This is a genomic window from Nonomuraea sp. MG754425, from assembly GCF_021699195.1.
Classification (GTDB): Bacteria; Actinomycetota; Actinomycetes; order Streptosporangiales; family Streptosporangiaceae; genus Nonomuraea.
Genome location: NZ_SSXE01000131.1, coordinates 16,572 through 28,316, shown reverse-complemented (window position 1 = coordinate 28,316; position 11,745 = coordinate 16,572). Strand labels below are relative to the sequence as shown.

Below are 11,745 nucleotides of genomic sequence, written 5' to 3'. Positions count from 1 at the left end.
CCACCCGCCCCTGGGTCCTGGACGTCCACGTCACCGACCCACCCGGCTGACACCACCCCGAGCACGGCGCCCGGCTCCAAGCCCGGCTCCCGCGTCAGGTCCAGGCCGGGCCCGGCTCCGGCTCCCGCTCCGGAACGCGGTCCGGGTCCAGGTCGGGTCCGGCTCCCGCGCCCGCTCCTGGTCCGGGTCCGGGGTCCGGCGACGCGTGAACACCGCCGCCGCCCTGACGCTCGGACCCCGGAAAGCCGAACGCCCCGCCGGAGATCTCCGGCGGGGCGTTCGATCGATCAGCCCGGAAGCGCGACTCGCTCCCGCTCAGTCCAGGTAATCCCGCAGCACCTGGGACCGCGACGGGTGGCGCAGCTTGGACATGGTCTTCGACTCGATCTGGCGGATGCGCTCACGGGTGACCCCGTAAACCTTCCCGATCTCGTCCAGCGTCTTCGGCTGCCCGTCGGTGAGACCGAAGCGCATCGACACGACGCCCGCCTCGCGTTCCGACAGCGTGTCGAGAACGGAGTGCAACTGCTCCTGCAGCAGCGTGAAGCTGACGGCGTCGGCCGGGACGATGGCCTCGGAGTCCTCGATGAGGTCGCCGAACTCGCTGTCGCCCTCCTCACCCAGCGGGGTGTGCAGGGAGATGGGCTCGCGCCCGTACTTCTGGACCTCGACGACCTTCTCAGGCGTCATGTCCAGCTCACGGGCCAGCTCTTCCGGCGTGGGCTCGCGGCCGAGGTCCTGCAGCATCTGCCGCTGGACGCGGGCCAGCTTGTTGATCACTTCGACCATGTGGACCGGGATGCGGATGGTCCGCGCCTGGTCGGCCATGGCACGCGTGATCGCCTGCCGGATCCACCACGTGGCGTAGGTGGAGAACTTGTAGCCCTTGGTGTAGTCGAACTTCTCGACGGCCCTGATCAGGCCCAGGTTGCCTTCCTGGATCAGGTCGAGGAACAGCATGCCGCGCCCGGTGTAGCGCTTGGCCAGCGAGACCACGAGCCGGAGGTTGGCCTCCAGCAGGTGGTTCTTGGCGCGGCGGCCGTCTTCGGCGATCCATTCCAGCTCGGCCTTGACGTCGACCGGCAGCCCCTCGGTCTCCCCGCCGCCGAGTTGCTCCTCGGCGAACAGGCCCGCCTCGATGCGCTTGGCGAGCTCGACCTCCTGCTCGGCGTTGAGCAGGGGGACCTTGCCGATCTGCTTGAGGTAGTCCTTCACCGGGTCGGCGGTGGCGCCGGCGGCGGCGACCTGGGCCACCGGGGCGTCATCGTCGTCGTCGGAGAGGATGAGGACTTCGTCCTCGCTCTTCACCGTCACGACGACGTCGGCCGGCTTGGGCTCCTCCTCGGTGTCGGACTCCTCCTCGGAGTCGCCCTCGGAGTCGGACTCGTCCTCGTTGACGTCCTCGACCTCGACGTCGATGTCCTCGAGGTCCTCCAGTTCGACGTCGCCGTCGAGCTCGAGGTCCTCGTCGTCGTCCGAGTCGGCCTCGGACGCCTTCGACTTGCTCTCGGCAGGCCCAGCCTTCTGCTCGGCCTTCTTGGCGGCGGCGGGTGCCGCGGCCTTCTTCGCCGCCGGAGCGGCCTTCTTGGCAGGGGCCGCCTTCTTGGCGGCCGGCTCGGCTTCAGTGGTGCCCACGACCGCGGTCACGGTCTCGGGCTGCTGCTCTTTGGCGGCCGCCGCCGTCTTGGTCTTGACGGGGGCGGCGGTGCGGCGCTTTGCTGGACCACGAGACTTCTTCGGCGCAGCCGAATCCGCGGCGGTCACCACCACGGTCACGCCCTCTTTGCTGAGGTTCCGCAAGAACGCGGCGGCGTGCGACATGGGGATGTCCGCCTCCTCGAAGGCCTGACGGACATCCTCAGACTCGAGGAAACCCTGCGAGCGCCCACGCTCGAGCAGTCGCTGAATGACGGGCTCGTTCAGCTCTTGTGGCTTCGAGCGAGTCGAACTTGCAGGCGACACGAACACCTCTCGAACGAACGCGTGGCGACAATGGACCCAGATGCCCGCTGGGGGGCTGTTGCCTCTCTCGGAGATCGGTGAGGCCGTGCGGACCGCGACGGACCTGCACAGCATTGTGGCACGACCCCGCACTCCATACGGCCACCTCCCGGCGGTTGACCTCCACCCTAGGCCGACCGAGACAGTAGTGCGTACGTAAGCGGGGCACTGATACCCGAAAGCAACCGTTATGACTGTTTCATTCAGTCACTCTTCGTGGCTGGTGGAACGTGAATTGCGAGCGCGGTAACGTCATCATCCTGTTCATATCCAGACAACATCCGGTCAACCAGGAAGTCCAGCAGCATGTGTGGACTACTCACCACCTCAGGCGGCGCTTCGGTCACAACACTGCAAATCTCTGCGAGACCGGCGTCGAGCCCCCGCTTTCTGTTCTCCACGAGCCCGTCGGAGTAGAGCACGGCCGTATGGCCGGGCGGCACCACGAAGCGGAACTGCCGACGGCTGGTCGGCCAGCCTAGCGGAGTTCCGGGCTCGGCGTCACAGAGAATCGCCGTGCCCTGCGGCGAAACGAGGACGGGCGGCGGGTGACCGGCCAGGGCCAGCGTGCCCTCACCGGTGACGGGCTCGACCACCATGTACGCCAGCGTGGTGACCTGCTCCTCCTCTTCCGTGGCCTCGAAGACCCGGTCGAGGCCGGTGAGCACGGCCGCGGGCGGCGGGTTGGTCAGCGCCAGCGCCCGCATGGCGTTGCGGATGCGGCCCATGCCGGCCGCGGCCTTGACGCCCTTGCCCATGACGTCGCCGACGACCGCCGCGACACGCCCGTCCTGAAGCACGAAGGCGTCGTACCAGTCGCCGCCGACCTGGACGTGGCGGCTGCCCGAGCGGAAGCGCTGGGCCAGCACCAGGCCCTTGACCACCGGCAGGCGGTCGGGCAGCAGGCTGCGCTGGAGCGTCTCGGCGGTGCGGTGCTCGCGCTCGAAGAGCGTGGCCCGCTCGACCGCCAGGGCGCACTGGCCGGCCAACGCCTCCAGGAAGACGCCGTCCTCCTGGGAGATCTTCTGCGGGCGGGTGAAGGAGAAGCGGAGCGCTCCCAGGGCGCGTCCGGCGGCCAGCAGCGGCAGGCCCACCCAGGCCCGCTCGTCGCCGTGGTTGAGGAACCCGGCCAGCACCTCCTCGTCGCCGCCCGCCTCAAGGAGCTGGGCCTTCAGCGACTCGGGGGACTCGGCGAACACGGGCCGGCGGCTGTTGACGGCCATGGTCATCACGTTGGAGTGGGACAGCGGGATCTCGTCGCCCGTCGCCCCGGAAGCCTCCAGGATGCCCTCGCCGTTGATCAGCTTGAGCGCGGCGCGGTCGGTGTCGAGCAGCGCGACCGCCGAGCGGTCGGCGGCCAGGGCGGTGCGGCCGACGTCGATGATGACCTGGACCACCTGCTCGACCGTCAGGGCCTCCGCGAGCATCGCGGTGGCGCCCTGCAGGCGGGCGGTGCGCAGGGCGGCGGCGCCGAGTTGGTCGGTCAGCCTGCCGCGCATCTCCTCGGCCTCGCGCTGCGGCGTGACGTCGGTGTTGGCGCCGACCCACTCGACCACCCTGCCGTGGCGGATGATCGGCACGGCCCGCACCTCGAAGTGGCGGTAACCGCTGGCACGGGTGCGCACGCGGTAGTTCCACTCGAACATGGTGCGCCCGCGCAGCGCCTCGCGCCACGCCTCCTCGGTCTGCTGCCGCTCCTCGGGGTGGACGACCTCCAGCCAGCCGTTGGCGAGGTACTCCTCCAGGCCCTGGCCGGTGATGGCGCGCCACTGCGGGGCGTCCTCGACGACCGCGCCGGTGGGCGAGGTGATCCAGACGAGCTGGGACTGCGCCTCGACCAGCGAGCGGTAGCGCTCCTCGCTGCGGCGCAGCGCCTCCTCGGTCTGGCGGCTCTCGGTGACGTCGAGGCCGACCAGGGCGATCGCGCGCAGCTCGCCGGCGTCGTCGTGGACCGGGGAGAACGACAGCGACCAGTGCCGGGTGTCGCCCTCGGCGGAGCGCACCCGCACGCGGCCCTCGGTCACCGGCGCGTCGGTCTCGATGACGGCCTGGACGGCATGGGTGATGATCTGGCTGAGGTCGGCGGCGAGCACCTCGACGGGCTGCCGGCCGGCCATGCGCTCCGCGGGCACGTTGACGACATCGCTGAACACGTCGTTGACCCGCTGGATGCGGCTGTCGGCGTCGAAGAACGCGAAGGCGAACTCCGCCTCCGACAACATGCCCTTGAAGAGGGCGGAGTCTGAGATGTCCACATCCGACTCCCGGGGACGGGGAACGGAGGTCTCGGCGCTCATCGTCCGCACCTCCGTCGCGTGCCAGGGTCTCCCACGCGGCACATCTCCATAACTGTGTATCGGCGTAGCGCAGCTCCGGGCGACCGGATCCTGCAGTACATCATCGACGATGGGCAGGTACGGACGGAAGCCCCCGCCGCGGCCCTGTCGCCTCTAGGGTCTACGCATCCTGTCAAAGTCGCTCCACGTTGCGCAGCAAGATCAGGTTACAGCGCCAGATTGCCGGGGCCGATGCCCGCCAGGCTACTGGGCCCTACCCGCTCTTGGCCGCGCGCTTGGCCTCCTGCTTGGCGGCCCGCACGCGGGCCAGGCTGTCGGCGTCGACGACGTCGGCCACCGAACGGTCGGATCCATCCTCGCCGTAGAGCCCGGCCGCCTCTCGCCAGCCTGAAGGCTGGACCCCCAACTGCTTGCCCAGCAATGCCAGAAAGATCTGGGCCTTCTGCTTGCCGTATCCCGGCAGGGCCATGAGTCGTTTCAGCAACTCTTTCCCGTCGGGCGCGTCGGCCCAGACGTTCTCCGGCTTTCCGTCGTAGTGCTCGACGAGATAGGCCGCGAGTTGCTGGACGCGGGCCGCCATGGACTTGGGGTAGCGGTGCACGGCCGGCTTCTCCGCCAGCAGCGCGACGAACGCCTCGGGGTCGTAGGAGGCGATCTCCTCGGCGGTGAGGTCGTGACCGAGCCGCTGGGAGATCGTGTACGGCCCCGTGAACGCCCACTCCATGGGAATCTGCTGATCGAGCAGCATTCCCACGAGCAGGGCGAGCGGGCTGCGGCCGAGAAGTTCGTCGGCCTCGCTCCGCTGGGCGAGCTGGATGCGCATGAAGACAGCTTCGCACGAAAGCTCGCCCGGTGAAGTGAACACAGGCGTCGCGGGGCCTTGACACAGGCCCGAGAAGGGGTGAAATGAGAGCGCAAGTCGCCCTGCAGACATTCCTGGGGGTTTGCCCCGGGCCTCCAGAGGAATCTCACTTCTATGCTCGCTCTGGCCACACGGTTCCTGCGGGAGCCGGTCAGCCTCAGGCTGGCCGAAGAGTTCCTGACCATACCCGTGGACACGATCGACCGCTGCGTGTCCGACGTGTGCGCGTGCGCACAGCACCTGGGCATCTCCGCCACGCCCGAGATCGTGGAACGCGTCGCCCGTGAGCGGCTGCTCGCGATCGTGAACTCCGCGCCTCCCCCCAGGAGCCTGCGCTAGGGCTCTGACGGGGGACGGAACGCGGCAGGCGGTACGCGGCGCCCGCGCCGGCGCGCCCGCCGGATACGCCTTCCCCGATAACATCGGGGTTACCGGGCCGAGTTCTACGCACCGTTTGCGCCTGGAATACGAGAGAGTGAGGGCGTGCGCCGACACCGACGAGATCCCCGGGAGAGCACCCCGCCAGACGACGTGTTCAAGGAGATGGTGCAGGCGGCTCGCGAGCTGCTGGCCGTACGCACTCCTCTCGACGCGGAGCTGATGGTCTCCGACATGATCGGAGCCTGGTGGGGCAGGAGGGTCAGGGGCGGTGACGTCGAGCAGGTGCTCGGTGAGGGGCTGGTCGACTACGCGGCCAAGGCGGGCACGCCGGCCTCGCTGACGCTGCTCATGTGCCTGGCCTATCTGGGCACGGCCCGCCAGGGCGCCAAGGCCGAGGGCGCGGCGCTGGCGATGATGGAGTCGGGGGTGGCCAGGCCGGGCTGGGCCGACCGGGTCGGCGCGGTGAAGCCGGCCGGCTGCTACGTCTCGCGCGACGCCTACGGCGACCAGGACACGGTGATCTGCACCTTCGCCTACCGGTGGAACGACGGCGACCAGCCGATCGACCGTCACGCGATGGTCATGGTCGTCGACTACAACATGAGCGGCATGGCGCGCGACGCCTGGGTGTCCTCCCAGGTCGACAAGCTGCTGGAGCAGGCCAGGGCCGAGGCGGCGGGCAACGCGATGCTGCTGTTCGAGGAGATCCAGCCGGAGCAGGCCAGGGCGCTGCTGGAGTCGGCGATGAAGGCCACCACCGAGCCGAAGACGCCGCCGCCGGTGAGCGACAGCTACAGCGCCTACCACGCCTTCGCCCGCGCCCGGCTCAAGGCGCTGCCGCCCGGCCGCAAGCGGCCCGCGCCGCTGCACATCGAGGCCCCGTACAGCAGGGAGCGGCGGGCCATGCTGGCCGCGGAGTTCCTGGCCTCCGACGCGGCCGAGCACCTGTCGGACCCGTCGGCGGCCTCGCGGTGCGCCGACCACATCATCGACTACGGGTGCGAGCGCGACTTCAACCGGCCGCTGCGGGTGAGCCCGACCAAGTGCGAGACGTTCCTGCTCGACTGGCTGCCGCGCAAGGTGATGCTGAGCGTGGCCGAGCAGGAGGCGATGCCGCACGTGCTGTCGGCGTGGGTGCGTTTCGCCGCCCACCGCACGGCGCTGCCGGAACAGGGGCTCAAGGCCACGCTCGACGCGGTGTGGGAGGCGATCGGGAAGTTCCCCGAGGCCTACCGCGACCCTACGTCGTTCGGGCTCGACCGGCCGCTGCTGGAGCGGCTGCTGCCCGACGGCGACCTGTCGGCGCTGGCCAGGCGGGCCTTCGCGTTTCCTTATCTCCAGGGCACGCACAACGGCATCGACCTCGACCGGCTCGACCCCGCCGACCAGGCCGACCGGCGCACGCTGCTGGAGATCGACCACGGCGGCATGATCGACCAGGAGCACCTGGCCTGGCACGAGGAGATCGCCACCCGTCTGTGGGACGGCGATCCGCCGCAGCTCTGGGAGGCCGCGCAGCGGCTGCTCGATCTCGGCCACGACCGTCACGACGTCCTGCACGTGTTGATCGAGATCGCCGAGCGGATCGGCGGCGACCCCGAGGAACTGGCCGCGGCCCTCGACGACATCGCCGACATTCCCGACGAGTTCTGACCGTGTCCGGGCACCTGAGCACGGCTTTCGTCGCGCAGGTGCGGCCGTAACCGCCATGATGGGTCCCATGGTGATCGACCTCAACGCGGACCTGGGCGAAGGCTTCGGCATCTGGCGGCTGGGCGACGACCTGGCGCTGCTCGACATCGTCACGAGCGCCAACGTGGCGTGCGGCTTCCACGCGGGCGACCCGGTGACGATCAGGCGCACGTGCGCCGCGGCCGTCGACCGGGGGGTGGCGATCGGGGCGCAGGTGTCCTACCGCGACCTGGCCCACTTCGGGCGCAGGGAGATGGACGTCGAGCCGGAGGAGCTGTGCGCCGAGGTGCTCTACCAGCTCGCGGCCGTCGACGGCATCTCCAGGGCGATGGGCGGCCGGGTCTCCTACGTCAAGCCGCACGGCGCGCTGTACAACCGGATCTGCCGCGACGAGGCCCAGGCGGCGGCGGTCATCGAGGCGGTGGCCGACTACGACCCGTCGCTGCCGGTGCTCACGCTGCCCGGCTCCGTCGTGCACAAGGTGGCGGCGGCCGAGGGCGTGCCGACCGTGAGCGAGGCGTTCGCCGACCGCGCGTACACGCCGCAGGGCACGCTGGTGCCGCGCCGGGAGCCGGGCGCGGTCGTCCACGACGCCGCGGCGGTGTCCGCCCGTGCCCGCCAGATGGCCGTGGAGGGCTCCGTGACGGCCTCCGACGGGAGTTCCGTACCGATTTCCGCGCGTTCCATCTGCGTGCACGGGGACACGCCTGACGCCGTCAGGCTGGCGCAGGGCGTGCGGGACGAACTGCTGGCGGCCGGGGTGGTCCTGCAGGCGTTCGCGTGATCCGCCCGGCCGGGGAGCACGGGCTGCTCGTGGAGACCGGGTCTCTGGAGCTGTCGCACCGGCTCGACGCGGCGCTGCGCGCCGACCGGCCCGAGGGAGTCGTGGAGATCGTGCCGGGGCCCGAGACGGTGCTGGTGGTGGCTCCGGGAGCGGACCGGGGCCGGCTGCGGGCGCGGCTGGAGGAGGTCGCGCGGCGCGAGCGCGGCCGGGCCGCGGCCGGGGCGGGCGCGGAGCAGCCGCTGGTGACGATCCCCGTCGTCTACGACGGGGCCGATCTCGGCTCCGTGGCGGCGCTGGCCGGGATCTCGGCCGGCGAGGTGGTCTCCCGGCACACCGGGCGGGAGCTGGTGGTGGGGTGGCTGGGGTTCGCCCCGGGGTTCGCGTACCTGACCGGGCTGGACCCGGTGCTGGTGACGCCGCGGCTGGACACGCCGCGCACGTCGGTGCCCGCCGGGTCGGTGGCGGTGGCCGGGCCGTACTCGGCGGTGTACCCGGCGGCCTCGCCGGGCGGGTGGCGGCTGATCGGGCGCACGACCTTGCGGGTGTGGGACGTCGCGGGCGACCCGCCGTCGCTGTTCCGGCCGGGGACCCGGGTGCGGTTCGAGGCGGCATGATCGAGGTGCTGGCCCCGGGGCCGTACGCGACCGTCCAGGACCTGGGGCGGCCCGGTCACGCGCATCTGGGGGTGCCCCGGTCGGGGGCGGCCGACGTGCCGAGCCTGCGGCTGGCCAACCGGCTGGTCGGCAACGCCGAGGGGCTGGCCGGGATCGAGCTGACGTTCGGCGGGGCGCGGCTGCTCTTCCTCAGGGGCGCGTGGGTGGCGCTGGCGGGGGCGCCGCTGCCCGGGGCGGGCATGGGGGCGCCGTTCTGGGTTCCCGCGGGTGGCGAGCTGCGGCTGGGGGCTCCGGAGTGGGGGTTGCGCACGTACGTGGCCGTGCGTGGCGGGATCGCGGTGGAGCCGGTGCTGGGGAGCCGGTCCACCGACTCGCTGTCGGGGCTGGGGCCCGAACCGCTGCGGGCGGGCGCGCTGCTGCCGGTCGGGCCGGCCGCGGGCGAGATCACGGCGGACCTCGCGCCGCTGCCGGGGCCGCGGCCGGCCGTGCTGCGGGTGCTGCCGGGGCCGCGCGACGACTGGTTCGTGCCGGAGGCACTGGCGGAGCTGTGCGCGCGGCCGTACACGGTGACCCAGGACAGCAACCGCGTCGGCGTGCGCCTGCACGGGCCGGTGCTGGAGCGGGCGAAAGACGGTGAGCTGCCCAGCGAGGGCATGGTCACCGGGGCGGTGCAGGTGCCGCCGAGCGGGCAGCCGATCGTGTTCCTCGCCGACCACCCGCCGACCGGCGGCTACCCGGTGATCGGCGTGGTGCGCGGCGCGGACCTGCCCGTGGCCGCGCAGCTCAGGCCGGGCGACGAGGTGCGGTTCACAGTTCGACGTGGCCGGTGACGCAGGTGATCACGTCGCCGCCGACCCAGACGTCACCCTGCGGGCCGGTGGACACGTGCACGCGGCCCGCCCGGCCGATCACCGTGCCCTGCGCGGCCGTGTACGGGGCCACGGCGCGGCCGGTGCGCAGCAGCCACTGAGCCAGGGAGGCGTTCAGGCTGCCCGTCACGGGGTCCTCCAGGGTGCTGCCGTTGGAGGGGAAGAACGCCCGCACCTCGAACGCGCACGGCGAGCCCGCCGGGTGCGGCCCCACCACGCCGACGTCGTGCGGCACCGTTCCGGGACGCAGCGCGAGCACCGACTCGGCGTCCCTGAGCAGCAGGCCGACCCAGCCGGGGCCGTTGTCGGCCCATTCGGCGGCCACGACGTCGCCGCGGGTGATCCCGAGCGAGGCGACGATGCGGTCCAGGAACTCCTCCTCGACGGGGCCGGAGCGGATCAGGGGCGGCGCCTGGAAGGACAGCCCGGCGTCGGTGGCCGCCACCCGGACGAGCCCGGCCCCGCACTCCTGCACGACCTCGCCCTCCGTACGCGGTTCTCCCCCGGCCTCCAGCCAGGCGTGGCACGAGCCCAGCGTGGGGTGCCCGGCGAAGGGCAACTCGGCGCCGGTGGTGAAGATCCGGACGCGGTAGTCGGCCTCCCGCGTGGTGGGGGGCAGCAGGAAGGTGGTCTCGGACAGGTTCGTCCACCGGGCGAAACGCCGCATCTCCTCCGTGCTCAGCCCCTCGCCGTCGATCACGACCGCGAGCGGGTTGCCCGTGTACGGGCGGCCTGAGGCGAAGACGTCGACCTGCGAGAATCTGCGCAACATGTCCGGCAGTCTCTCAGAGGGGTCTTTCGCCGCCGCCGCGCCGCCCCCAGACTGAACCCTGTGGCGGATTTCGATGTGGTGGTCCTGGGTTCCGGGCCGGGCGGGCAGAAGGCGGCGATAGCAGCGGCCAAACTCGGCAGGCGCGTCGCGGTGGTCGAGAAACGGCACATGCTCGGCGGCGTGTGCATCAACACGGGCACGATCCCGTCGAAGACGCTGCGCGAGGCCGTCCTGTATCTGACGGGGCTCAACCAGCGGGAGCTGTACGGCGCCAGCTACCGCGTCAAGGACGAGATCACCGTCGCCGACCTCGGGATGCGCACCCAGCACGTGATCGGCCGCGAGATCCAGGTGATCCGCAGCCAGCTCGCCCGCAACCACGTGACGGTGCTGCAGGGCACCGGCCGGTTCCTGGACGCGCACACGATCGGGATCACCGGCGACGAGGAGAAGAAGGTCACCGCCGACCGGATCGTGATCGCCACGGGCACCTCCCCCGCCCGCCCGTCCAGCGTCGAGTTCGACGACAGCACGGTGATCGACTCCGACGCCGTCCTGCACCTCGACCGGGTCCCCGAGACGCTGGTCGTGGTGGGGGCCGGGGTGATCGGCATCGAGTACGCCTCCATGTTCGCCGCGCTCGGCACCAAGGTGACGGTCGTGGAGCGGCGCGAGCGCATGCTGGAGTTCTGCGACCTGGAGATCGTCGAGGCGCTCAAGTACCACCTGCGCGACCTGGCGGTGACCTTCAGGTTCGGCGAGAGCGTGGCGGCCGTCGAGCGCCGCCCGAGCGGGGCGCTGACCGTGCTGGAGAGCGGCAAGAAGATCCCCGCCGACTGCGTGATGTACTCGGCGGGCCGCCAGGGCAAGACGACCGAGCTGAACCTGGAGGCGGCCGGCCTGTCCGCCGACGACCGGGGCCGGATCAAGGTGGACGCCAACTACGCCACCGAGGTGCCGCACATCTACGCCGTGGGCGACGTGATCGGCTTCCCCGCGCTGGCGGCCACGTCGATGGAGCAGGGCCGGCTGGCCGCCCAGCACGCGTGCGGCGAGCCGGCCGGCGACCCGCACGAACTGCCGCCCATCGGCATCTACACCATTCCCGAGATCAGCTTCGTCGGCAGGTCGGAGGACGAGCTGACCCGCGACAAGGTGCCGTTCGAGGTGGGCGTCTCGCGGTACCGGGAGCTGGCCAGGGGGCAGATCATCGGCGACTCGTACGGGATGCTCAAGCTGCTGGTGTCCTCCGAGGACCGGCGGCTGCTGGGCGTGCACGTGTTCGGCACGCAGGCGACGGAGCTGGTGCACATCGGGCAGACCGTGATGGGGTGCGGCGGGACCGTCGACTACCTGGTCAACGCCGTGTTCAACTATCCGACGCTGGCGGAGTCGTACAAGGTGGCGGCGCTGGACGCGATGAACAAGATGCGGACGCTGGCCCGGCTCACCTCGGAGCTGTGAGCCGGGCCG

10 protein-coding genes are annotated in these 11,745 nt (G+C 71.3%); 6 read left to right on the top strand and 4 right to left on the bottom strand.

The window, feature by feature from the left end:
* Positions 1–315: 315 nt before the first annotated feature.
* From FAF44_RS35805 to FAF44_RS35795, 3 genes are all read right to left on the bottom strand, one after another.
* Positions 316–1,962, bottom strand: coding sequence for an RNA polymerase sigma factor (locus FAF44_RS35805; RefSeq protein WP_237107783.1), 1,647 nt, complete (start codon positions 1,960–1,962; stop codon positions 316–318).
* Positions 1,963–2,204: 242 nt separating this feature from the next.
* Entirely contained in the window at positions 2,205–4,298 is a 2,094-nt protein-coding gene (locus tag FAF44_RS35800; RefSeq protein WP_237107782.1) for a SpoIIE family protein phosphatase, read from the bottom strand.
* Positions 4,299–4,551: 253 nt separating this feature from the next.
* Positions 4,552–5,121, bottom strand: coding sequence for an HhH-GPD-type base excision DNA repair protein (locus FAF44_RS35795; protein WP_237107781.1), 570 nt, complete (start codon positions 5,119–5,121; stop codon positions 4,552–4,554).
* Between the two features lie 153 nt (positions 5,122–5,274).
* On the opposite strand from FAF44_RS35795, the gene FAF44_RS35790 reads away from it, so the two are divergent.
* From FAF44_RS35790 to FAF44_RS35770, 5 genes are all read left to right on the top strand, one after another.
* The gene (locus FAF44_RS35790) at positions 5,275–5,499 is read left to right on the top strand and encodes a hypothetical protein (protein ID WP_237107780.1); all 225 of its coding nucleotides are present in this window, start codon (positions 5,275–5,277) and stop codon (positions 5,497–5,499) included.
* A gap of 204 nt (positions 5,500–5,703) precedes the next feature.
* Positions 5,704–7,194, top strand: coding sequence for a hypothetical protein (locus FAF44_RS35785; protein WP_237107784.1), 1,491 nt, complete (start codon positions 5,704–5,706; stop codon positions 7,192–7,194).
* A 67-nt stretch (positions 7,195–7,261) separates the two neighbouring features.
* On the top strand, positions 7,262–8,017 hold the full coding sequence (locus FAF44_RS35780; RefSeq protein WP_237107779.1) for a LamB/YcsF family protein: 756 nt from the start codon (positions 7,262–7,264) through the stop codon (positions 8,015–8,017).
* A complete protein-coding gene (locus tag FAF44_RS35775; protein ID WP_237107778.1) occupies positions 8,014–8,631 on the top strand; it encodes an allophanate hydrolase subunit 1 in 618 nt (205 codons plus the stop codon). The genes FAF44_RS35780 and FAF44_RS35775 overlap by 4 nt, the downstream gene beginning before the upstream one ends.
* Complete coding sequence (locus FAF44_RS35770) at positions 8,628–9,461, top strand: biotin-dependent carboxyltransferase family protein (RefSeq protein ID WP_237107777.1); 834 nt, start codon at positions 8,628–8,630, stop codon at positions 9,459–9,461. Before FAF44_RS35775 ends, FAF44_RS35770 begins: the two co-directional genes overlap by 4 nt.
* On the opposite strand, the gene FAF44_RS35765 is transcribed toward FAF44_RS35770, so the two are convergent.
* On the bottom strand, positions 9,439–10,272 hold the full coding sequence (locus FAF44_RS35765) for a PhzF family phenazine biosynthesis protein (RefSeq protein WP_237107776.1): 834 nt from the start codon (positions 10,270–10,272) through the stop codon (positions 9,439–9,441). The two genes, FAF44_RS35770 and FAF44_RS35765, sit on opposite strands and share 23 nt — an antisense overlap.
* A 60-nt stretch (positions 10,273–10,332) precedes the next feature.
* Between FAF44_RS35765 and sthA the strand changes: the two genes are divergently transcribed.
* A complete protein-coding gene (gene sthA, locus FAF44_RS35760) occupies positions 10,333–11,736 on the top strand; it encodes a Si-specific NAD(P)(+) transhydrogenase (RefSeq protein ID WP_237107775.1) in 1,404 nt (467 codons plus the stop codon).
* Positions 11,737–11,745: the final 9 nt, after the last annotated feature.

Coding starts and splice junctions, on each gene's coding strand:
- FAF44_RS35800 (WP_237107782.1), bottom strand. CDS start 4,298: ATGAGCGCCGAGACCTCCGTTCCCCGTCCCCGGGAGTCGGATGTGGAC.
- FAF44_RS35795 (WP_237107781.1), bottom strand. CDS start 5,121: ATGCGCATCCAGCTCGCCCAGCGGAGCGAGGCCGACGAACTTCTCGGC.
- FAF44_RS35790 (WP_237107780.1), top strand. CDS start 5,275: ATGCTCGCTCTGGCCACACGGTTCCTGCGGGAGCCGGTCAGCCTCAGG.
- FAF44_RS35785 (WP_237107784.1), top strand. CDS start 5,704: ATGGTGCAGGCGGCTCGCGAGCTGCTGGCCGTACGCACTCCTCTCGAC.
- FAF44_RS35780 (WP_237107779.1), top strand. CDS start 7,262: ATGGTGATCGACCTCAACGCGGACCTGGGCGAAGGCTTCGGCATCTGG.
- FAF44_RS35770 (WP_237107777.1), top strand. CDS start 8,628: ATGATCGAGGTGCTGGCCCCGGGGCCGTACGCGACCGTCCAGGACCTG.
- FAF44_RS35765 (WP_237107776.1), bottom strand. CDS start 10,272: ATGTTGCGCAGATTCTCGCAGGTCGACGTCTTCGCCTCAGGCCGCCCG.